The organism is Microbacterium terrae, from assembly GCF_017831975.1.
Classification (GTDB): Bacteria; Actinomycetota; Actinomycetes; order Actinomycetales; family Microbacteriaceae; genus Microbacterium; species Microbacterium terrae.
Map to the genome: position 1 here is coordinate 3,670,971 of NZ_JAFDSS010000001.1, position 20,129 is coordinate 3,691,099.

Sequence of the window (20,129 nt, forward strand, 5' to 3'; positions counted from 1 at the left end):
AGGAGAAGGAATCATGAAAAGGCTCAGAATCGAGCACCAGACCGGGTACAGCTACCAGGGCGACGTGTCGGCCTCGTACAACGAGGCGCGGATGCTGCCGGGCTCGACCGAGAACCAGTTCGTGCTCAACGCGTCGCTCGACATCGAGCCGTCGTCGAGCGTGAACCAGTTCGTGGACTATTTCGGCACGCGGGTGGCGTCGTTCGACATCCTCTCCGCGCACACGAAGCTGATGATCACGGCCCGCTCGCTCGTCGAGGTGCGCCCGCGCCCGATCGACCACACGGACTACTCGTGGGCCGACCTCGAGCGCGATGCGCCGCGGGCGATCGAGACCGTCGAGCAGCTGTCGCAGACCGCGCGCACGAAGCCGCACCCCGAGGTCGCCGACCTCGCCCGCCGCATCGCCGCCGAGCACGACCATCCCGGTCGCGCCGCCCACGCTATCGCCACGGCGATCGGCGACGCGGTCGAGTACATGCACGGCATCACCGGAGTGCACTCCACCGCCGTCGACGCGTGGGAGGCCCGCAAGGGCGTGTGCCAGGACATGGCGCACATCACCCTCGGCGCGCTCCGCGAGGTCGGCATCCCGGCGCGGTACGTCTCGGGCTATCTGCACCCGAAGCCCGATGCGGCAGTCGGCGAGGCGGTCGCCGGCGAGTCGCACGCGTGGGTGGAGTGGTTCGCCGGGGAGTGGCAGGGCTTCGACCCCACCAACAACATCGAGATCGGCGATCGGCACGTGCTCGTCGGGCGCGGCCGCGACTACAACGACGTGCCGCCGCTGCGCGGCGTGTACGGCGGTCCCCACAAGGGCCACCTGCATGTGAAGGTCACCATCACGCGCGAGGCGTGAGACCGAGGGCGCTCGGGCGTTCGTGAGCCGCCGTCGCCGGCGGAGGCGTCACGCCGGGCTGTCGTCGGGGTCGAGCGCCTTCAGCGTGTCCTCTTCGACGGGGTTGTCGGCGTCGAGTCGTTCCTCGGTCGACTCGTCGCCGCCTGTGGGGGAGTCGGGGTCGGATGCGTCCGGGGTCGGGGCGTGCCGGTTCTCGTCTTCGCGCTCGCGGTCCATGCGCCCCAGGGTACGCCCGACCCGTGACGCGGGCGTCGGGTCAGGCGCCCGACACCACCGCGTTGCTGAGCTGGTCGGCGTCGATGTCGCGCTGCGCGCGGTTGGTCATCAGCACCCAGGCGAGCCCGGCGGTCGGGTGCACCCAGAACTCCGTGCCCGCCCAGCCGCCGTGGCCGTACACGTCGTGGTCGATGAGGCCGGGCGCGCGGGTGCGCAGGTTCCACGTGAAGCCCCAGTCCTGGCCGCGCGCGGCGATGTAGGGCTCGAGGCGCGGGATGTCGCCGGTGAGGGGCCGGAGCATCATCGCGAGGGTCGACGGATGCAGGATGCCGCCGGTCTCTCCGCGCCCGATGCGCAGCAGCGCCGACCCCACGGCGAGCAGGTCCTCGGCGCGGCCGAGGAGGCCTGCGCCGGGGTTGCGTCCGGCCACGAACGTCGCGATGTCGACACCCGCAGCGCCCGCGTCGAGCACCTCGTGCGGGTCGGCCGACTCGTCGAGGGTCAGTCCGTCGGCGCCGATCTCGCGCGCCCAGGCGCTGACCGCGGCATCCCACGGGGCATCCGTCGCCTTCTCGATCATCGCCGCGATGCCCTCGTACGCGATCGTGGAGTACCGCGACGCCGACCCGGCGACGAAGTCGCGCCCGGCCGACAGCAGGTGGTTCCGCAGCGGCGGCGCCGGGTCGAGGGGCGGCTCGGAGATGCCCGCAGTGTGGCTCACCAGGTGCTTCAGCCGCACGATGTCGTCGCGACCTGCGCCGAACTCCGGGAGCGCCGACGTGAGCGGCGTCTCGGGGGTGAAGCATCCGCGTTCGATCGCCCGTGCCGCGGCGATGCCGACGAGCGGCTTGGTGATCGAGAACAGCCGGAAGTGGTCGCCCGTCTTCGCGGGCCGACCGTCGGCCCTGCCGAACGCGTCGAGCGCGACGACCCCGTCGGCCGTGGCGATGCCGAGCACCGCCGTGGGCAGGCGTCCGTCATCGACGCGCGTGCGCGCCCAGTCGAAGGCTGCGGCGTATCCGGTCATGTCGTCCTCGGGGTCGGATCGTCTGGTCGTCGGGCGGGCCCGCGCGGGTCGGTCAGGGCTGGGGTGCTTCAGACCGCGGTTCAGGACCGCGGCGTGAAGCGGGCCGGAGGGAAGGCGTCCGCCACCGCGGCGCGCAGCGTCTCGAGCGTCGCATCGGGACCGTACCACCCGTGCGCGCGCGCCTGCACGAGCACGTTGCCGAGCGCGGTCGCCTCGACCGGGCCCGCGAGCACCGGGAGACCCGAGCGATCTGCGGTGGCCTGGCACAGCAGCCGGTTGAGCGACCCGCCACCCACGATGTGGATGACGTCGATGTCGCGGTCGGTCAGGCGTCCCGCGGTCGCCACCGCACCCGCGAACGCCTGCGCGATCGACTCGACGATCGTGCGTGCGAAGGCGGCGCGCGTGGCTGGCACCGGGGCGCCAGACTCCTCGAGCACCGCGGCGATGCGCGCCGGCATGTCTCCCGGCGCCGACAGGCGCGGGTCGTTGGCATCGAACAGGGCGACGTCCGCGTCGACGGATGCCGCATCCGCGAGGAGCGCCGGCAGATCGATGGCTGCGCCGTCCTCGGCCTCCCACGTGCGCACCGCTTCGCTCAGGAGCCACAGGCCGGTCACGTTGTGGAGGAAGCGCACGCGTCCGTCGACGCCGCCCTCGTTGGTGAAGTTCGCCTCGCGCGCGGCGTCGCTGACCACCGGCTCGTCGAGCTCGACGCCCACGAGCCCCCATGTTCCGCACGAGATGTACGCGGCATCCGGGCTCGACAGCGGCACCGCGACGACGGCCGAGGCCGTATCGTGCGAGCCGACCGCGACCACGTCGAGGGCCGCGCCGATGCGCTCGCGTGCGGCGCCCGAGAGCGTGCCGAGGTGCGCGCCCGGCTCGACGAGGGGCGCGAGGACGGATGCCGGGATGCCGAGCGACTCGGCGAGCTCGACGTCCCACAGCCCGCTCGTCACGTCGACGAGGCCGGTCGTGGAGGCGTTGGTGCGCTCGGCGACGACGGCACCGGTGAGGAGGAAGGCGACGAGGTCGGGCACGAGGAGCGCGGCATCCGCGTCGGCGAGCCCGCGCTCGGTGACGAACTGGTAGAGCGTGTTGAACGGCAGGAACTGCAGTCCGTTGCGCCGGTACAGCTCGTCGAACGGCACGGCCGCGTGCACCTGCTCCACACCGCGCACCGTGCGGTCGTCGCGGTAGTGGAAGGGCTCGCCCTGCACCTCGCCGCCCGAGACGAGGCCGTAGTCGACGGCCCACGAGTCGATGCCCACGCTCGCGATGCCGCGCTCGCGCGCGACCGCGTCGCGGAGACCTTCGACGACGTGCCGGTACAGCGCCGAGAAGTCCCAGTGCAGGGCGCCGTCGGGGCCTTCGACCGGGCCGTTCGGGAAGCGGGCCACCGGCTCGAGGCGCAGCTCGCCGTCACCGACGAACCCGAGCATGACCCGCCCGCTGGTCGCGCCGAGGTCGACCGCCGCGACGACCCCGCCGGTGACGGCCCCGCCGCTCATCGCCCCGCCCCCGTGTGCGAGCGGGCACTCCGGCCCCGAGCGGGCATTGTGGCCTCGTGCGCGGCGTGCTCGCTCGGGAGGATGACGCCCGCTCGCGTGGGAGAGAGGAGGCTCGGAGGGAAGGGGGTGAGGGAGAGGGAGGTCATCGCAGGAACGCCGCGGCCACGCCGGAGTCGACGGGGATGTGCAGGCCGGTGGTGCGGGTGAGCTCGGGCCCCGTCAGCACGAAGACCGCGTCGGCGACGTTCTCGGGCACGACCTCGCGCTTGAGGATGGTGCGGTTGGCGTAGTACTGGCCGAGGTCCTCTTCCTTGACGCCGTAGGTGGCGGCGCGGTTGGCGCCCCAGCCGGCGGCGAAGATGCCCGAGCCACGCACGACGCCGTCGGGGTTGATGCCGTTGACGCGGATGCCGTGCTCGCCGAGCTCGACGGCGAGGAGGCGCACCTGGTGGGCCTGGTCGGCCTTCGTCGCGGAGTACGCGATGTTGTTCGGGCCGGCGAAGACGGAGTTCTTCGACGAGATGTAGATCACGTCGCCGCCGAGCTGCTGCTCGATGAGGATCTTCGCCGCGGCCTTCGAGACGAGGAACGAGCCCTTCGCCATGACGTCGTGCTGCAGGTTCCAGTCCTTCTCGGTGGTCTCGAGGAGCGGCTTGGAGAGCGAGAGCCCGGCGTTGTTGACCACCAGGTCGACGCCGCCGAACGCGAGCACCGCGGCGTCGAGGGCGGCCTGGATGGCGTCGGCGTCGGCGACGTTCGCGGCGACGCCGATGGCGACATCCGTGTTCCCGAGCTCGGCGGCTGCGGCCTGAGCCTTCTCGAGGTCGAGGTCGGCGATGACGACACACGCGCCCTCGGCGGCGAGGCGGGTGGCGATGGCCTTGCCGATACCCGATGCGGCGCCGGTCACGAACGCGATGCGGCCCTGGTGGGTCTTGGGCTTCGGCATGCGCTGCAGCTTCGCCTCTTCGAGCGCCCAGTACTCGATGCGGAACTTCTCGGCGTCGGAGATGGGGGCGTAGGTCGAGAGCGACTCGGCGCCGCGCATCACGTTGATCGCGTTCACGTAGAACTCGCCGGCGACGCGGGCGGTCTGCTTGTTCGCACCGTACGAGAACATGCCCACACCGGGGACGAGCACGATGAGCGGGTCGGCGCCGCGGATCGCGGGGCTGTTCTCGTCGGCGTGGGCGTCGTAGTAGGCCTGGTAGTCGGCGCGGTACTCGGTGTGCAGCTCCTTCAGGCGTGCGATCGAGTCCTCGATCGACGCGTCTGCGGGCAGGTCGAGCAGCATCGGCTTGACCTTGGTGCGCAGGAAGTGGTCGGGGCAGCTGGTGCCGAGTGCGGCGAGGGTGGGGGCGTTCGCGGACGCGAGGAAGTCGGTGACGACCGCGGCGTCGGTGAAGTGGCCGACCATGGGCTTGTCGGTCGATGCGATGCCGCGGATCGTGGCGGCCAGCGCGGCGGCCTTGGCGCGACGCTCCGCCTCGGGGAGTGCGGCGTAGCCGGCGCGCTCCGCGCCGAACGGGTCGGCCGTGCCGTTCGCCTCGATGTAGGCGGCAGCGGTCTCGATGATCCAGAGGCTGTTGGCCTCGGATGCCTCCGAGGTGTCGCCCCACGCGGTGATGCCGTGACCGCCGAGGATGCAGCCGATGGCCTGCGGATTCTGCGCCTTGATCTCGGCGATGTCGAGGCCGAGCTGGAAGCCGGGGCGGCGCCACGGCACCCACACGACCTTGTCGCCGAAGATCTTCGCGGTGAGCTCCTCGCCGTCGGCGGCCGTCGCGATCGCGATGCCCGCGTCGGGGTGCAGGTGATCGACGTGGTTCGCGTCGACGAGGCCGTGCATGGCGGTGTCGATCGAGGGGGCCGCGCCGCCCTTGCCGTGCAGGCAGTAGTCGAACGCGGCGACCATCTCGTCTTCGCGCTCGAGGCCCGGGTACACGTCGACGAGTGCGCGCATGCGGTCGAGGCGCAGCACGGCGAGACCCTCGGGCTTGAGCGTGCCGAGGTCGCCGCCCGAGCCCTTCACCCACAGCAGCTCGACGGGCTGCCCGGTGACCGGGTCGGTCTCGGTGCCCTTGGCAGACGTGTTGCCACCGGCGTAGTTGGTGTTCTTCGGGTCGGCGCCCAGGCGGTTCGACCGCGAGATCAGGTCGGAGACGGCGGGGTTCGTCATGTCGGTTCCTTCGGTGAGTCGTGCGGCCCGGCCGGAGCGCCCGGGGCTGTGTGGTTTCGGTCGTTCGCCTGTCGCGATCTGCGGTGGTGCCGGTGATTCGCGCCAGGTGAGCAGGGATGAGGGGTGTTCGCCGGTCACGAACTGCGGGTGAGGTCCGCAGGGGGCGACAGGGGAGCGGTGGAGGTGGTGAGGGGCGCGTCGGCGGCAGCGCGGAGGGCGCCGGTGGGGAGGAGGGCGCCGGTGGGGAGGAGGGCGTCGAGGCGTGCGGCGATGCGGGCGATGGATGCGGATGCCGCCGGCTCGTGCGGCCGGTTGAGGTGCCCGTGCTCGGTTCCGGGCTCGACGACGACCTCGACCTCGCGGCCGGCGGCGCGCAGTGACGCCGCGAAGGCCTCGCCCGAGACGCGCAGCTCGTCCATGTCGCCGTTGATCATGAGGGTCGCCGGGAACTCGACCAGATCGACGGGGCGCGCCAGGCCCGGGATCGCGCCGGCGGGGGCGCCGTCGACGGAGCCGCCCAGGTAGTTCTCGTACATGCCGAGGACGGCGGCAGGGCCGAAGCGGTCGGCACCCGGGTTGGCGTCGAGCGCTGCGCGCAGGTCTGCGCCGGGCGCCGGCTGCACCGCGAGGAGCGTCGGGTAGGCGAGCACCGCGAGCGCGGGAAGCGTCGGGAACCGGCGCTCGATGAGCCGGATGGCGGCCCCGGCTGCGAGGTTGCCGCCGGCGCTCGTGCCGCCGATCGCGATGCGCGTGCGGTCGATGCGCAGGCGGTCGGCGTTGTCGACGACCCACGACCACGCCGTGAGCATGTCGTCGGACGCTGCGGGGTAGTGGTGACCCGCGCGCGTCGCGCCGCCGGTCGCGGATGCCCACGCCGCAGGAACCGGCGCGAGCCGGTAGTCGACCGAGACGACCGTGGTGCCGCTCGCGGCGAGCTGCCGTGCGACCCAGTCCGACTCGGGCATGTCGAGGTCGCCGCCGGCGAAGCCGCCGCCGTGCGCCCAGACGAGGCCGGTGCCGTCGGGGGACTGCGCGGGGTAGACGCGCACGAGTCCGTCGGCTGCGGAATACGGTTCGCTCATCGGTGTCCTCAGGGTGGTGGTGGAGGTGGTGTCGCCGGGACGCGGGGATCGGCTTCCCGCGCCCCGGCGGTCTGTGGGCGGGGCTCAGGCGCCCCAGCCGGCCTGGGTGCCGCCGACGCGGTCTGCCGCGATCTGCTGCTGGTAGCCGGATGCCGCGTACGCCGCCATCGGGTCGGCCGGGAGGCCGCGCGACTCGCGCCACTCGGCCAGCGCCGGGCGCACGTCGGTGTAGAACGCGTCCATGAACACGGCGTTCGCGGCGAGCACGTCGTTCGCCTGCTGCGCGGCGTCGAGGGCGGCGCGGTCGACGAGCAGCGCGCGCGCCGTCATCTCCTGCACGTTGAGCACCGAGCGGATCTGGCCGGGGATCTTGTCTTCGACGTTGTGGCACTGGTCGAGCATGAAGGCGACGTCGGGGTTGTTGAGGCCCCCGCCGCGGATCACCTCGAACACGATGCGGAACAGCTGGAAGGGGTCGGCCGCGCCGACGATGAGGTCGTCGTCGGCGTAGAAGCGCGAGTTGAAGTCGAACGAGCCGAGCTTCCCGAGGCGCAGCAGCTGCATGACGATGAACTCGATGTTGGTGCCCGGCGCGTGGTGACCGGTGTCGAGGCAGACCATCGCCTTGTCGCCGAGCGAGGCGACCTGAGCGTACGAGGTGCCCCAGTCCGGAACGTCGGTGTGGTAGAACGACGGCTCGAAGAACTTGTACTCGAGCACCAGGCGCTGCTCGTCCCCGAGGCGTGCGTAGATCTGCTGCAGCGAGTCCTGCAGGCGGTCCTGACGGCCGCGCATGTCCATCTGGCCCGGGTAGTTCGAGCCCTCGGCGAGCCAGATCTTGAGGTCGCGCGAGCCGGTGGCATCCATGATGTCGATGCACTCGATGTGGTGGTCGATCGCCTTCTGACGGATGCGCGTGTCGTGGTGGGTCAGTGCGCCGAACTTGTAGTCCTCGTCCTGGAAGGTGTTCGAGTTGATCGTGCCGAGCGCGACACCCAGGTCTTCGGCGTACGTGCGCAGGGCCGCGTAGTCGTCGACCTTGTCCCACGGGATGTGCAGCGCGACCGACGGGGCGAGCGCGGTGTACTTGTTGACCTGCGCGGCATCGGCGATCTTCTCGAACGGGTCGCGCGGGGTGCCCTCGGTCGTCCACACGCGGAAGCGGGTGCCGGAGTTGCCGAACGCCCAGGAGGGGAGCTCGATGCCCTGGCCCTCGAGGGAGGACAGGATCTCGGGAGAGAACGTCGTCATGATGCCGTGCTTTCGTTGGGGGTGGACGGGGTCGCGGCGCGTGCCGCGTCGAGCTGTGCGCCGAGGTTGAACACCTCGGCGAGGGGGGTGGCGGCCTGATCGGGGCGGCCGTCGAGCCCGATGAAGAAGCGGCCCATCTCGGCCTCCCACTTCGCGGCGACCGCGGACGCGGTGAGGTAGGCCTGCGCGGCTTCGTCGTCGTCGGTCTCGTAGTAGCCGATGAGCCTGCCGCCCTCGCCGAGGAAGAGCGAGTAGTTGCGGCGACCGGATGCCGCGATCTCTTCGAGCATCTCGGGCCACACCGGGGTGTGGCGGGCGATGTACTCGTCGAGGAGTTCGGGCTTCACCAGCAGCTGGAAGCAGACGCGCGTCGGTGCGGTCGTGCTCGTCATCGAGGACTCCTGTGATCGTTGAGCGATGAATCGTTTCAAACTCTAACCCGCATGTATCGTTTCACGCAACCCTGGAGCGGTTGGAGAGAGGTGCAGGCGTGTCGGTCAGTGTCAAAGACGTCGCGGCGGCGGCATCCGTCTCGGTCGGCACCGTCTCGAACGTGCTGAACCGGCCCGACAAGGTCGCGCCGGCCACCGTGGAGAAGGTGCACGCGGCGATCGCCGAGCTCGGCTTCGTGCGCAACGACGCCGCCCGGCAGCTCCGGGCGGGGCGCAGCCGCAGCATCGGGCTGGTCGTGCTCGATGTCGGCAACCCCTTCTTCGCGGCCATCGCCCGCGGCGCGGAGGAGCGAGCGGCCGAAGACGGCATGACGGTGCTGCTCGGCAACAGTGACGAGCGCCCCGATCGTGAGGGCGCCTACCTCGATCTCTTCCGCGAGCAGCGGGTGAACGGGGTGCTCGTCTCGCCCACCACCGACGATCTCGTCGCACTCGAGCGGCTGCGCGACGGCGGGGTGCCGGTGATCCTCGTCGACCGCGAGGTGCACGACGGCTCGTTCCCGTCGATCGCGGTCGACGATGTCGAGGGCGGCCACCTCGCGGCGTCACACCTGCTCGCCGCCGGGCGTCGCCGGCTCGCGTTCGTCGCGGGCCCGCTCTCGATCAGACAGGTGCGCGACCGCCTCGACGGTGCGCGTCGCGCGGTGGCGGAGCATCCGGATGCCGTGCTCGAGGTCATCGAGATGTCGGCGCTCACCGTGCTGCAGGGGCGTGCAGCGGGCGAGGGGATCGTCGCCCGGCCCGCCGCCGAGCGACCCGACGCGGTCTTCGCCGCCAACGACCTGCTCGCCGTGGGTGCGCTGCAGGCCTTCAGCCTGATGGCCGATGTGCGCGTCCCCGACGACATCGCCCTCATCGGCTACGACGACATCGACTTCGCGTCTGCGACCGTCGTTCCGCTCAGCTCGATCCGCCAGCCCGCCCACCTGATCGGCTACACCGCTGTCGATCTGCTGCTGCGGGAGCTCGCCGAGCCCGGCGGCGAGCACGATCGCGCCGTGCGCTTCCAGCCTGAGCTCGTGGTGCGGGAGTCGACCGCGCGCTGACTCTGCGGCGATCGCCCCGCGCGGTGTCGGATCACCCACGCGGCGTGGGTGACCGCGTCGGGGGAGCGCAGCGCCCAGACCCGCCGTCGGCGCTCCCGGGCGCCTCGGTACACTGCGGGAATGACTTCGACCGGCTCCGACGCGCCCCGCGCGCGGGGGAGCTACGCGAAGGGCATAGCCCGGCGGCAGGAGATCCTCGACCGAGCGATCGAGGTGTTCGCCGAGCGCGGCGCCCGGCGCACCAGCCTGCGGGCGATCGCCGAAGAGGTCGGGGTCACGCATGCCGCCCTCACCCACTACTTCGGGTCGCTCGACGAGCTGCTCGTCGCGGTCTACCGCGAGTCCGAGCGCCGCGGAGACGAGAACCCGGTCGCGCCGCCGGATACGACTCCGGGAGAGTCCATGCGCATCGCCGCGCAGGAGAACCGGGCGGTCCCGGGCATGGTGCAGCTGTACTCGACCCTGGTGGCCTCGGCGCTCGAAGACGATCGCCCCGCTGCGCAGGAGTTCGCGGCATCGCGCTTCGCGAGACTGCGCGCCGAGATGGCCGAGCGCGTACGGGAACTGCAGGATGCCGGTCGGCTGCGCGGTGATGTCGAACCCGAGCTCGCGGCGGCGCTGGTGATCGCCGCGTCCGACGGCTTGCAGACCCAATGGCTGCTCGACCCCACCGTCGACCACGAGGCCGCGCTCGCCATGCTCGACCGGCTGCTCGCCCCACCGGCAGACTGAACGACGACGCCCCGGCCGACGCGTGTCGGGCCGGGGCGTCGATCGCCCCGTCAGAGCGTCGCAGCGAAGGGGTCGAACCCCTCGGGAAGCAACGGCACCGGCGCGACCGAGCTGGCCACCGGCACGGTGACGCCGGTCGCGGCAGACTCCTGCGCCGACAGCAGCACGTCGAGCACATGGAAGCCCAGCTCGCCCGAGGCGACGTGCGGACGGCCCTCGGCGATGGCGCGCACCATGTCGAGCGCGCCGAGGCCGCGACCCACGGCGAGGTCGGCGTGTTCGATCTCGATCCACTCCTGCGTGGTCTTCATGCCGTCGCGCAGCACGCCCAACGGCTTGACGTAGGCGATGCGGCCCGCGAACTGGTTGGGGTCGGGCAGCACCAGCGTGCCGTCGGTGCCGTGGATCTCGACGACGCCGTGGCGCTCCAGCGCCGAGTCGAAGCTCAGCAGGCTCTGCGCGCTCTGACCCGACTCGAATGCGGTGACGACCTGGATGGTCGAGGGCACCTCGACAGGGAACAGAGTGCCGGCGTTCGGGCCGGTGTGGATCTCGCGCTGCTCCCGGGCCTTCGACCCCACGGCGGCAACCCGGTCGACCGAGCCGAACAGGCTGATCAGCGCTGAGAAGTAGTACGGCCCCATGTCGAGGAGCGGACCGGCACCCTGCGCGAACAGGAAGGCGGGACTGGGATGCCACAGGTCGGGCCCCTGCGTCTGGAAGACGGTCTGCGCGAACAGCGGTCGGCCGATGACCCCCGCCTCGATCGCGCGCCGCGCGGCCTGGAAGCCGGGGCCGAGCAGGGTGTCGGGGGCCGAGCCGATGCGCACGCCCGCGGCATCCGCCTCGTGCAGCAGCAGCGCTGCGCCGTCGCGGTCGAGCCCGAGCGGCTTCTCGGTCCACACGTGCTTGCCCGCGGCGACCGCTGCGCGCGACACCTCGATGTGCGCGGCCGGGATCGTGAGGTTGACCACCAGGTCGACGCCGGGGTGGGCGAGCACGTCTGATGCGGCGCCGAATGCGGGCACGCCGTGCTTCTCGGCCTGCGCCTGCGCGCGCGCCCGGTCGAGGTCGCCCACGATGAGCACCTCGGTGTCGGCGAACGCCGCGAGGTTCTCGAGGTAGGTGTCACTGATGACGCCGACACCGATGATGCCGATTCCGACCGCGCTCATCGGACGAACCCGCCGTCGGTCAGGAATGCGAGGCTCGCCGCGATGTCGTCGAACACATCGCCCGGGGCGTTGTCGTACTCGATGATCGCGTACTCGAGGGCCGATGCCGCGCGCAGCGACTCGGCGAGCGGAACGTCGCCGGTGCCGGCGCGACGCTGGTCGAGGCTGGCGGAGCCGAACTCCTCGGCATCCGGTCCGAACGGGTTCACGGCGGGGGCGATGCCGTCCTTGACGTGGGCGGCGATGAGGCGGTCGCCGAGACGCTCGACGAGAGCGGGCACGTCCTGCCCGCCGGTGAGCGCCCAGAAGAGGTCGAGCTCGATGGCGACCCGCGCGTCGGTGAGGGCGACGAACCGCTCGAAGGCGGTCTGGCCGTCGAAGGATGCCACGAACTCCTGCGCATGGTTGTGATAGCCCACGCTCAGGCCGAAGCCGGCGGCCACGTCGACGAGCGCGTTGAGGCGTTCGGCGATGTCGGTGACGCCCTCGAGCGTCAGCCAGCGCTCCTTGGCGACGAAGGGGTCGATGACGGTGGTGATGCCGATCTTCGCGGCCGCCTCGAAGACGATCTCGGGCGCGGGTGTCGGGATCGAGCCGTCGGGGGTCCACAGCTCGTCGGTGAGCAGCGGTGCGTGTCCGGTCGGGGAGGCGAGGCCGGCGGCATCGAGGGCGGCGCGGATCTCGTCGGGGCGGCGCACGAAGTCGAATGCCTCGACGTTGCGCAGGCCAATGGCCGCGAGCTTGTCGAGGGATCCCGACATGTCGGCGGAGAACTGCTCCGCGAGCGTATAGAGCTGTACCGAAGCGATCGGCAGGGCCACGGTGACCTTCCTTCCCGCGCACGCGCAGGCTGCGGCGGCGCAGAGGGAGCCTAGCAGAAGAAACTTCCGGGTGGAGGTTTTATTCGTGAGGATGCAGTGCGCCATGCTGTGTGGGGACCGACGCCGCGGCGTGGGCCCCTCGCCGTTCTCTTCCCGCGACAAGAAAGCAGCAGCGCATGGCTTCACCCACCCTCACGCTCGGTCCGGTCACGCTCGGCACGTCGGGCCTCGGCGTCGACACCCTGCCCGGAAGTGCCGAGGAGGCGGCGGCGGTCGCCGACGCCGTCGCGCTCTTCGCGTCACGCCACGCCTTCGTCGACACGTCGAACAACTACTCCGACGGACGATCGGAGGCGGTGCTCGGACTCGCGCTCGCCGAGGCGCCGACGGATGCGGCATCCCGCGTGATCACGAAGGTCGACGTGGACCCCGTCACCGGGGCGTTCGACCGCGACCGCGTGCTGCGCTCGTTCGAGGAGAGCACGGCGCGGCTGGGAGTGGATCGTCTGCCGCTGCTGCACCTTCACGACCCCTACGCCGTGAGCGTCGCCGAGGCGACCGGGCCGGGCGGTGCGGTCGAGGGGCTGCGCGAGCTGCGCGACGCCGGTGTCGTCGACGCGATCGGCATCGCGACCTACCCCGTCGACGAGATGCAGGAGTACATCGCCACGGGGCTGTTCGACGCCGTGCTCAGCCACAACTGCTTCACGCTGCTCGGGCAGACGGCCACGCCGCTGTTCGAAGACGCGAAGCGTCGGGGGATCACCGTCTTCAACGCGGCGCCGTTCGGCAGCGGCATCCTCGTCAAGGGCACATCGTCGACCTATGGCTATCGGCCGCCGACGCCCGACGTGGTCGCCCACGTCGAGCAGCTCGAGGCGATCGCGCAGCGCCATGAGGTGGCGCTCGCCGCGGTCGCGCTGCACTACTCGCTGCGCTCGCCGCTGGTGGACTCCACCGTCGTCGGCATCAAGACCCGTGCCCGGCTTGCCGCGCTCGACGCTCTGGTCGACACCGAGATCCCGAGCGCGCTCTGGCCCGAGGTCGATGCGCTGATCGCGGGTTGGTGAGCGTGGCGCGCAACTGGGCCGGGACCCACACGTATGCGGCGCCCCGCATCGTCGAAGCCCGCTCGATCGACGACGTCCGCCGTGCGGTCGCGGAGACGGCACCCGGTCCCGTGCACGCGCTCGGCACCCGGCACTCGTTCACCGACCTGCCCGACACGACCGGCACGCTCATCGACGTCACCGGCATCGCGCCCGTGTTCGACCTCGACGAGGATGCCCGCACCGTGACGGTCGGCGCCGGCACCCGCTACGGGGTGCTCGCTCTCTGGCTGCACGAACGGGGGTGGGCGCTCCCGAACATGGGCTCCCTGCCGCACATCAACGTGGCCGGGGCCGCGGCGACCGGCACCCACGGGTCGGGCGACGGCAACCGCGTGCTGTCGGCGTCGGTGCGGGCGCTGCGCTACGTCGGCGCCGACGCAGAGGTGCACGAGGTGCGAGCGGGCGATCCCGACTTCGACGCCCTGGTCGTGGGCCTCGGCGCGTTCGGGGTGATCGTGTCGGTCACGCTCGCGATCGTGCCGGGCTTCCGGCTGCGCCAGGACATGTACTCGGGCGTGACGTGGGATGCGGCCCTCTCCGACCTCGACGCGGTCACCGGTGCCGGGTACAGCGTGTCGGTCTTCTCGACGTGGAGTCCCGAGACGCTCGGCGTGGTGTGGGTGAAGTCGCGGCTCGACCGCGACGACGACGCCATCGCCGAGACCCTACTCGACGGTCGCGTCGACCCCGACGCCGATCCGCTCCCGGGCCTCGTCGATGTCACCGAGCGGGGCGGCGTGCCCGGGCCGTGGATGCTGCGCCTGCCGCACTTCCGGCTCGACGGCGAGCCCTCGTTCGGCGACGAGATCCAGTCGGAGTACTTCGTGTCGCGCGCCGACGCGCCGGCGGCGCTCGAGGCGGTGCGGGCGTTGGGCGACGGCATCCGTCCGCTGCTCTTCGTCACTGAGCTGCGCACGATGGCCGGCGACGATCTGTGGCTGAGTCCCGCATACCGGCAGAACGCGCTCGCGATCCACTTCACGTGGTTCAACCGCCCCGACGAGGTCGCCGCCGTGCTGCCGGCGATCGAAGCGGCGCTCGCTCCGTTCGGGGCGCGGCCGCACTGGGGCAAGGCGCACGGGTTCGACCGGGTGGCGATGGAGCGGGTGCACCCGCGGCTGGGCGACGCGCGTGCCGTCTTCGAGCGGCTCGACCCCGACGGCCGGTTCGTCAACGATCATCTCGTGCGGGTCGGCGTGCGCGAAGCGCGCTGAGCCGCCTGAGGCGCGACCACCACCCACCGGCCCGATAAGGTCGGCTCGTGCCGATCGACGTGGGGGTCATGCTGCCCCGAGACCTGCCCGCCGCCGATGTCGTGCCGTTCGTGCGGCGCGCTGAGGAGCTCGGGTTCGCCGAACTGTGGGTGGTCGAAGACCTCGGGTTCCGTGGCGGCGTGGCCCAGGCGGCGGTCGCCCTGGCGGTGACCGAGCGGATCCGCGTGGGCATCGGCATCCTTCCCGCCGGCGCACGCTCGGCGGCGTTCGCCGCGATGGAGGCGGCGACCCTCGCGCAGCTCTTCCCGGGGCGGATCCACTTCGGCGTCGGCCACGGCATGCCCGACTGGATGCGCGCCGTCGGCGCCTGGCCCGCCCGGCCGCTGGCCGCGCTGCGGGCCCACGTCGACACACTGCAGACGCTCGTGCGCGGCGGATCGGTCGACGGGGTGGGCCTCGATGCGGCGTGCATCCCCGCCGAGCCCGCGCCCGTGCTGCTCGGCGTGCGCGGCCCGCGCTCGCTGGAGCTGTCGGGAGAGATCGCCGACGGCACGGTGCTCGCCGAGCCCGTCACCCCCGAGTACGCGGCGGCTGCGCGCGCGAGCATCGCCGCGAGTCGCCCGCACCGTGTCGTCGGGTACAACGTCGGCAGCGTCGACGACGATCCGGGCGTCGCGATCGACCGCGCGCGGCCGGCCCTGCAATGGATCGGCGAGCCCGACTGGGAGCCGCACCTGCGTCCGCTCCCGTTCGCCGACGAATTCGCGCGGCTGCGCGCAGCCCACTCGTCGCGCGAGGAGTGGGCCCGGGTGCTGCCGGCCGATTGGGTCGCGCAGCTCGCCCTGGCGGGCACGCCCGCGCAGGTGCGCGCGCGGCTGGACGAGCTCGCGGCGGCGGGGGTCGACGCATCCGTCTTCATCCCCGTCGGCGACGACCCGTTCGCCGCCCTCGACGCGCTCGCTCGCGTGCTCTGACCGGAGCGACGGCGCGCGACGCCGGCCCCGCTTCGGCCGGTTAACCGTGCCGGGCGCGGAACTCCGACGGGCTCACCCCGTGCCAGCGGCGGAAGCGGCGCGAGAAGTAGAGCGGATCATCGAACCCGACGTCGCGGGCGATGTCGGCGATCGCCCGGTCGGTGGTGCGCAGGAACATGTCGGCCCGGGTCATGCGCTCGCGCTCGACGTACTGCTGCGGCGAGAGGCCGAATGTCCGGGTGAACACGTGCGACAGGCGCGACGCCGACAGGTGAGCGACGCGCGCCAGCGACTCCGTGTCGAGCGCCCCGGCGAGGTCGCCGCTGATGTGCTCGGCGACGTGCAGGATGCGCTCATCCAGGCGCGGCGCGGCGCTGCGGTGCGTGTCCAGCCACAGCAGAGCAGCTTCGAGGGAGTTCATCGCGAACATGTCGGACTGGGCGAGCGGGGCTGACGAGAGACGGATGCACGCACGCAGCGCCTCGAGCAGGCGCGGGCGCGCCGCGGTGCCGACGCTGATCCGCGCGGCGGAGGAGCCGGTTCCCGGCCACTCCAGGAGCGGGGCCCACGCGGCGCGCGGGTGGAAGTGGGCGTACGCGAGCGACCAGTTGTCACCGCTCGTGCCGTAGTGCTGGCGCGTACGCGGCGAGAACAGGACTGCGTCGCCGGCGGCCGTCGAGACGGTATCGCCGCCGACGTCCACGAAGCCTGATCCGGCGAGCGTGTAGATGAGGAGCCAGTCGGATCGTCCGCGCTCGCGCAGTGTCGCGTATCCGCGTCGCTCCGTGAACTCTCCCGCCAGGACGCGCTGCGAGGGCGCGCCCTCGATATCGAGAGGGTGCCCCGTTGCGCCGCCTGCAGCAGGATGTTCCATGTCTGCGACCGATTCTGCCATGGCGCCCGAGGTGTGCGCCGGTGAGAGTTGACGCATGACCACAGACGTACTGGCGAGCCACGCCGCCGACTACCAGCAGACCGGGATCGCGCAGCTGCGCGGAGTGCTCACCGCGGAGGAGGTCGCCGAGATCCGCGATGTCTTCACGGATCAGGTCGAGCGAGACCGCTCCATCGGCTCGGCCGACGACCTCGCGCCGGATGACGTGCTGGCGCAGTACCCCCGCTTCATCCATCCGCACCGGCGCGAGGGTCTGCCGGTCGCGGACCTGGCGAAGAAGTGGATGCTCGACCCGCGCATCGTCGGGCCGGTGGTGGACATGGTCGGGCCGGTCTACGCGGCGCAGTCGATGTTCTACTTCAAGCCGCCGACCGCGCGCGGACAGGCGCTGCACCAGGACAACATCTTCCTGCAGGCTCACCCCGAGACCTGCATCGCGGCCTGGATCGCGATCGACGACTGCGACGCCGAGAACGGCGGCCTCAAGGTGGTGCCCGGCTCGCATCGCTACGAGATCGTGTGCCCCGACGAAGCCGACCCCGAGGAGTCGTTCACGAGCACCGAGATCACCCTCCCCGACGGGATGACCGCCGAGCAGACCGAGCTCGCCGCCGGCGATGTGCTGTTCTTCCACGGCAGCACCGTGCACGGGTCGGGTCCGAACCGGTCGGCGGACCGATTCCGGCGCTCGCTCATCTTCCACTACGTGCCAGTGGGGAGCACCGAGATCTCGCGCTTCTACAGCCCGCTGCTCGCGATGGACGGCTCGGAGGTCCTGATCGCACTGACCGATGAGGGTGGTGTCTGCGGTGAGGGGTGGACGCCCAGCGCACCGCACTGAGCTCGGTGTCAGCGGCTCTCGCGGGGGTCGGCGTCGGCCGGTACCCGGATGGGGGTCGTCAGGGCGACCTCCTCGCTGAACTCCTCGGGTGGCACGATCGACAGCGGCCGGGTCTCGTCGATCGTCAGCAGGAACCGACGCTCGTCCTGGCGGTGGAGGCGCCCCGACACGATGAGCCAGGTGGCGCCGATCGCGAAGGCGACCACCGCGGCGCCGGCGCCGAGCAGGATCGCGGCGCGCGGGCCGTATGCGTCTGCCACCCAGCCGACGATCGGCGCGCCGATGGGTGTGCCTCCCATGAGGATCGCCATGTACAGCGCCAGCACGCGCCCCCGCAGGGCCGGGTCGGTGGTGGTCTGCACGTAGCCGTTGGCGGTGGTGAGCATGGTCACGACCGCGAACCCGGTGAACATCAGCGTGATCGCGTAGAGCCAATACGTGGGCATGAATGCGGAGACCGTGGCCGCGGCCGCGAACAGGGCGGTGCCGCCGATGACGACGCGGATGCGGGCGCGGTCGCGCCGGGCGGCGAGCAGGGCGCCGGCGAGCGAGCCCACCGCGAGGATCGAGCTGAGCAGGCCGTAGCCGTCGGCATCCTGGCCGAACTCGATCGCCATGGTCGAGGCGAAGATCGGGAAGTTCATGCCGAACGCGCCGACGATGAACACCATCGCGAAGGTCACCATGAGGTCGGGGCGCTTGCCCACGTAGCGGAAGCCGTCGGCGAGCCGCGACGCTCCGGGGGCCTTCACGCGGGGGATCAGCTCGTGGGTGCGGATGAGCAGCAGCGCGACGATCATCGCGAGGAACGTGACGCCGTTGACGAGGAACACCCAGCCGGTGCCGACCGCGACGATCACGATGCCGGCGACGGCGGGGCCGATCATGCGGGCCCCGTTGAACGATGCCGCGTTCAACGCGACCGCGTTCGATGCGGCCTCGCGCGAGACGAGGTCGGAGACGAAGGCCTGCCGGGCGGGGTTGTCGAACGCGGCGATCACGCCCAGCGCGAGGGCGAACACGTAGATGAGCGGCAGCGTCATGACGCCGAGCAGCAGGAGCACGCCGATCGTCACGCCGAGGATCATCAGCAGGCCCTGGGTGATCACGAGCAGCTTGCGGCGCTCGAACCTGTCGGCGACCCAGCCTGTCACCCCGACGAGCAGGAGCGGCGGGGCGAACTGCAGCGCCATCGTGATGCCCATGGCGCCGGCGTCGTTGTCGGTCAGCTCGGTGAGCACGACCCAGCTGAGCGCGGTCGCCTGCATCCACGCGCCGACGTTCGACACCAGCGCGCCGATGAACCACACCCGGTAGTTGAACACCGAGAACGAGCGGAACATGGCGCTCACAGGGTCACCATCCGCTGCATGATCTCGGCGGCGCGGGCCATGGTGGCGCGCTCCTTGGCGGTGAGGCCGGCGAGCGCGGACTCGACCCAGGCGTCGCGGCGCCGCGCGGTCTCGTCGACCACACGGGAGCCTTCGTCGGTGAGCGCGATCACGACCTTGCGGCCGTCGTTCTCGTCGGCCGAGCGCGAGATGTACCCCGAGTCCTGCAGGCAGTTGACCGTGCGGTTCATCGACGGAGCCGAGACGCGCTCACGCTCGGCGAGCTCGCCGAGCGTGTGGGGTCCGTGCACCCAGAGGGCGGCGAGCACCGCGAACTGCCCGTCGCTCATCGAGTCGACCGCGCGCTGCGTGCGCATGCGGCGGGCGAGGCGGAACGTCGAGATCCGCAGCTGCGATGCGGCTGCGGACAGGTCGTCTGGTTCGGGGGTTCTCTCGGTGCTCATTCGATTAGTTAGCATAGCTTATTAGTTTTGCTAAAGGAATCTCGGATGCCTCGGCCGCGGCGTCCGTCGGCAATAGACTCTGCGCATGCCCGAGTTCACCGATGCACACGGCATCGCGATCGTCTACGACGTCCACCCCGCGAAGACCACCCCGCGCGCGGTCGTCCAGCTGCTCCACGGCGTCGGCGAGCACGCCGGCCGCTACGCCGCCACGATCGAGGCGCTCACCGCGGACGGCTACATCGTCTACGCCGACGACCACCGCGGCCACGGACGCACCGGCATGCGTCAGCACGGCGGCGACGCGTCGCAGCTCGGGCGGCTCGGGCCCGGGGGACTCCCGGCCGCTGCGGAGGCGGTATGGCTGCTCACGCAGATGATCCGCGCCGAGCATCCCGATCTTCCGCTGGTGCTGCTCGGCCACTCGTGGGGCTCGTTCCTCGCCCAGATCCTCGTCAACGACCACCCCGACGGCTACGACGCCGTGGTGCTCAGCGGCTCGTCGCTGCGCTGGCCGGGCGCGCTCAACTCGGGCGACCTCAACAAGAAGTGGAAGGGCCCCGACGCGAACGGCGTCGAATGGCTCTCGACCGATGCGGCGGTGCAGCAGGCGTTCCTCGACGACCCGCTCACCACCGTCACGCCACTGCCGAAGCTGTTCGGGCCGCTCAACACGCTGCGGCTCATCGGCAGGCCGCGCAAGAACCTGGGCGTCGACGTGCCGATGCTGCTGATGGTCGGCCGCGACGACTCGGTGGGCGGTCCGCGCAGCGTGCACCGGCTCGCCGATGCGTACCGCAGCCGCTCGCGTTTCACCGACGTCACGACCCTCGTCTATCCGGGGGCGCGGCACGAGATCTTCAACGAGGTCGTGCAGGAGGACGTGCGCGGCGACCTGCTCGTCTGGCTCGACAAGCGCTTCGCCGCGCGCGACTGACGCACGA

At 71.5% G+C, this 20,129-nt stretch carries 20 protein-coding genes; 8 read left to right on the forward strand and 12 right to left on the reverse strand.

Annotation, left to right across the window (positions count from 1 at the left end):
• Positions 1-13 precede the first annotated feature (13 nt).
• Positions 14-859, forward strand: a complete 846-nt coding sequence (locus JOD63_RS16680; protein WP_045274930.1) for a transglutaminase family protein — start codon at positions 14-16, stop codon at positions 857-859.
• 48 nt (positions 860-907) lie between these two features.
• Here JOD63_RS16680 and JOD63_RS16685 read toward each other — a convergent pair whose 3' ends face one another.
• The 7 genes from JOD63_RS16685 to JOD63_RS16715 all read right to left on the reverse strand — a co-directional run bounded on the left by JOD63_RS16685 (position 908) and on the right by JOD63_RS16715 (position 8,520).
• A complete protein-coding gene (locus JOD63_RS16685) occupies positions 908-1,075 on the reverse strand; it encodes a hypothetical protein (protein ID WP_169748389.1) in 168 nt (55 codons plus the stop codon).
• A gap of 40 nt (positions 1,076-1,115) precedes the next feature.
• The gene (locus tag JOD63_RS16690) at positions 1,116-2,102 is read right to left on the reverse strand and encodes a serine hydrolase domain-containing protein (RefSeq protein ID WP_045274931.1); all 987 of its coding nucleotides are present in this window, start codon (positions 2,100-2,102) and stop codon (positions 1,116-1,118) included.
• 80 nt (positions 2,103-2,182) lie between these two features.
• A complete protein-coding gene (locus JOD63_RS16695; RefSeq protein ID WP_045274932.1) occupies positions 2,183-3,616 on the reverse strand; it encodes a rhamnulokinase in 1,434 nt (477 codons plus the stop codon).
• Positions 3,617-3,758: 142 nt separating this feature from the next.
• Positions 3,759-5,795: a bifunctional rhamnulose-1-phosphate aldolase/short-chain dehydrogenase gene (locus JOD63_RS16700; RefSeq protein ID WP_045274933.1), complete on the reverse strand. Its 2,037-nt coding sequence runs from the start codon at positions 5,793-5,795 to the stop codon at positions 3,759-3,761.
• Between the two features lie 134 nt (positions 5,796-5,929).
• Positions 5,930-6,877: an alpha/beta hydrolase fold domain-containing protein gene (locus tag JOD63_RS16705; protein ID WP_211088147.1), complete on the reverse strand. Its 948-nt coding sequence runs from the start codon at positions 6,875-6,877 to the stop codon at positions 5,930-5,932.
• Positions 6,878-6,961: 84 nt separating this feature from the next.
• Positions 6,962-8,128 (reverse strand): L-rhamnose isomerase, encoded by a 1,167-nt coding sequence (gene rhaI / locus JOD63_RS16710; RefSeq protein WP_045274935.1) that lies wholly within the window; start codon positions 8,126-8,128, stop codon positions 6,962-6,964.
• On the reverse strand, positions 8,125-8,520 hold the full coding sequence (locus JOD63_RS16715) for an L-rhamnose mutarotase (RefSeq protein ID WP_045274936.1): 396 nt from the start codon (positions 8,518-8,520) through the stop codon (positions 8,125-8,127). Before JOD63_RS16715 ends, rhaI begins: the two co-directional genes overlap by 4 nt.
• A gap of 98 nt (positions 8,521-8,618) precedes the next feature.
• On the opposite strand from JOD63_RS16715, the gene JOD63_RS16720 reads away from it, so the two are divergent.
• Positions 8,619-9,626 (forward strand): LacI family DNA-binding transcriptional regulator, encoded by a 1,008-nt coding sequence (locus JOD63_RS16720; RefSeq protein ID WP_045274937.1) that lies wholly within the window; start codon positions 8,619-8,621, stop codon positions 9,624-9,626.
• 120 nt (positions 9,627-9,746) lie between these two features.
• Positions 9,747-10,358 (forward strand): TetR/AcrR family transcriptional regulator, encoded by a 612-nt coding sequence (locus JOD63_RS16725; protein WP_045274938.1) that lies wholly within the window; start codon positions 9,747-9,749, stop codon positions 10,356-10,358.
• Positions 10,359-10,408: 50 nt separating this feature from the next.
• On the opposite strand, the gene JOD63_RS16730 is transcribed toward JOD63_RS16725, so the two are convergent.
• Both JOD63_RS16730 and JOD63_RS16735 read right to left on the reverse strand, forming a co-directional pair.
• A complete protein-coding gene (locus JOD63_RS16730; RefSeq protein ID WP_045274939.1) occupies positions 10,409-11,533 on the reverse strand; it encodes a Gfo/Idh/MocA family protein in 1,125 nt (374 codons plus the stop codon).
• Positions 11,530-12,354, reverse strand: a complete 825-nt coding sequence (locus JOD63_RS16735) for a sugar phosphate isomerase/epimerase family protein (protein WP_045274940.1) — start codon at positions 12,352-12,354, stop codon at positions 11,530-11,532. The genes JOD63_RS16730 and JOD63_RS16735 overlap by 4 nt, the downstream gene beginning before the upstream one ends.
• A gap of 176 nt (positions 12,355-12,530) precedes the next feature.
• Here JOD63_RS16735 and JOD63_RS16740 point away from each other — a divergent pair, with 176 nt between their 5' ends.
• Genes JOD63_RS16740 through JOD63_RS16750 form a run of 3 tightly spaced genes read left to right on the forward strand, consistent with a single transcriptional unit; the run spans position 12,531 to position 15,654 of the window.
• On the forward strand, positions 12,531-13,424 hold the full coding sequence (locus JOD63_RS16740) for an aldo/keto reductase (protein WP_045274941.1): 894 nt from the start codon (positions 12,531-12,533) through the stop codon (positions 13,422-13,424).
• A gap of 2 nt (positions 13,425-13,426) precedes the next feature.
• On the forward strand, positions 13,427-14,680 hold the full coding sequence (locus JOD63_RS16745; RefSeq protein WP_052682436.1) for an FAD-binding protein: 1,254 nt from the start codon (positions 13,427-13,429) through the stop codon (positions 14,678-14,680).
• A gap of 47 nt (positions 14,681-14,727) precedes the next feature.
• A complete protein-coding gene (locus JOD63_RS16750; RefSeq protein ID WP_245617950.1) occupies positions 14,728-15,654 on the forward strand; it encodes an LLM class flavin-dependent oxidoreductase in 927 nt (308 codons plus the stop codon).
• A 40-nt stretch (positions 15,655-15,694) separates the two neighbouring features.
• Here the strand turns inward: JOD63_RS16750 and JOD63_RS16755 are convergent, their stop codons facing one another.
• Complete coding sequence (locus tag JOD63_RS16755) at positions 15,695-16,528, reverse strand: helix-turn-helix domain-containing protein (protein WP_052682438.1); 834 nt, start codon at positions 16,526-16,528, stop codon at positions 15,695-15,697.
• A 55-nt stretch (positions 16,529-16,583) separates the two neighbouring features.
• On the opposite strand from JOD63_RS16755, the gene JOD63_RS16760 reads away from it, so the two are divergent.
• On the forward strand, positions 16,584-17,390 hold the full coding sequence (locus JOD63_RS16760) for a phytanoyl-CoA dioxygenase family protein (RefSeq protein WP_045274943.1): 807 nt from the start codon (positions 16,584-16,586) through the stop codon (positions 17,388-17,390).
• A gap of 8 nt (positions 17,391-17,398) precedes the next feature.
• Here JOD63_RS16760 and JOD63_RS16765 read toward each other — a convergent pair whose 3' ends face one another.
• A complete protein-coding gene (locus JOD63_RS16765; RefSeq protein ID WP_045274980.1) occupies positions 17,399-18,733 on the reverse strand; it encodes an MFS transporter in 1,335 nt (444 codons plus the stop codon).
• A 5-nt stretch (positions 18,734-18,738) separates the two neighbouring features.
• Positions 18,739-19,185 (reverse strand): MarR family winged helix-turn-helix transcriptional regulator, encoded by a 447-nt coding sequence (locus tag JOD63_RS16770; RefSeq protein WP_084613412.1) that lies wholly within the window; start codon positions 19,183-19,185, stop codon positions 18,739-18,741.
• Between the two features lie 85 nt (positions 19,186-19,270).
• On the opposite strand from JOD63_RS16770, the gene JOD63_RS16775 reads away from it, so the two are divergent.
• Complete coding sequence (locus tag JOD63_RS16775) at positions 19,271-20,122, forward strand: alpha/beta hydrolase (RefSeq protein WP_045274945.1); 852 nt, start codon at positions 19,271-19,273, stop codon at positions 20,120-20,122.
• Positions 20,123-20,129 lie beyond the last annotated feature (7 nt).

What these genes read in the sequence shown, in the direction of transcription:
- JOD63_RS16680 (WP_045274930.1), top strand. Translation starts at nt 14, where the DNA reads ATGAAAAGGCTCAGAATCGAGCACCAGACCGGGTACAGCTACCAGGGC.
- JOD63_RS16685 (WP_169748389.1), bottom strand. Translation starts at nt 1,075, where the DNA reads ATGGACCGCGAGCGCGAAGACGAGAACCGGCACGCCCCGACCCCGGAC.
- JOD63_RS16690 (WP_045274931.1), bottom strand. Translation starts at nt 2,102, where the DNA reads ATGACCGGATACGCCGCAGCCTTCGACTGGGCGCGCACGCGCGTCGAT.
- JOD63_RS16695 (WP_045274932.1), bottom strand. Translation starts at nt 3,616, where the DNA reads ATGAGCGGCGGGGCCGTCACCGGCGGGGTCGTCGCGGCGGTCGACCTC.
- JOD63_RS16700 (WP_045274933.1), bottom strand. Translation starts at nt 5,795, where the DNA reads ATGACGAACCCCGCCGTCTCCGACCTGATCTCGCGGTCGAACCGCCTG.
- JOD63_RS16705 (WP_211088147.1), bottom strand. Translation starts at nt 6,877, where the DNA reads ATGAGCGAACCGTATTCCGCAGCCGACGGACTCGTGCGCGTCTACCCC.
- rhaI (WP_045274935.1), bottom strand. Translation starts at nt 8,128, where the DNA reads ATGACGACGTTCTCTCCCGAGATCCTGTCCTCCCTCGAGGGCCAGGGC.
- JOD63_RS16715 (WP_045274936.1), bottom strand. Translation starts at nt 8,520, where the DNA reads ATGACGAGCACGACCGCACCGACGCGCGTCTGCTTCCAGCTGCTGGTG.
- JOD63_RS16725 (WP_045274938.1), top strand. Translation starts at nt 9,747, where the DNA reads ATGACTTCGACCGGCTCCGACGCGCCCCGCGCGCGGGGGAGCTACGCG.
- JOD63_RS16730 (WP_045274939.1), bottom strand. Translation starts at nt 11,533, where the DNA reads ATGAGCGCGGTCGGAATCGGCATCATCGGTGTCGGCGTCATCAGTGAC.
- JOD63_RS16740 (WP_045274941.1), top strand. Translation starts at nt 12,531, where the DNA reads ATGGCTTCACCCACCCTCACGCTCGGTCCGGTCACGCTCGGCACGTCG.
- JOD63_RS16755 (WP_052682438.1), bottom strand. Translation starts at nt 16,528, where the DNA reads ATGGAACATCCTGCTGCAGGCGGCGCAACGGGGCACCCTCTCGATATC.
- JOD63_RS16760 (WP_045274943.1), top strand. Translation starts at nt 16,584, where the DNA reads ATGACCACAGACGTACTGGCGAGCCACGCCGCCGACTACCAGCAGACC.
- JOD63_RS16765 (WP_045274980.1), bottom strand. Translation starts at nt 18,733, where the DNA reads ATGTTCCGCTCGTTCTCGGTGTTCAACTACCGGGTGTGGTTCATCGGC.
- JOD63_RS16770 (WP_084613412.1), bottom strand. Translation starts at nt 19,185, where the DNA reads ATGAGCACCGAGAGAACCCCCGAACCAGACGACCTGTCCGCAGCCGCA.
- JOD63_RS16775 (WP_045274945.1), top strand. Translation starts at nt 19,271, where the DNA reads ATGCCCGAGTTCACCGATGCACACGGCATCGCGATCGTCTACGACGTC.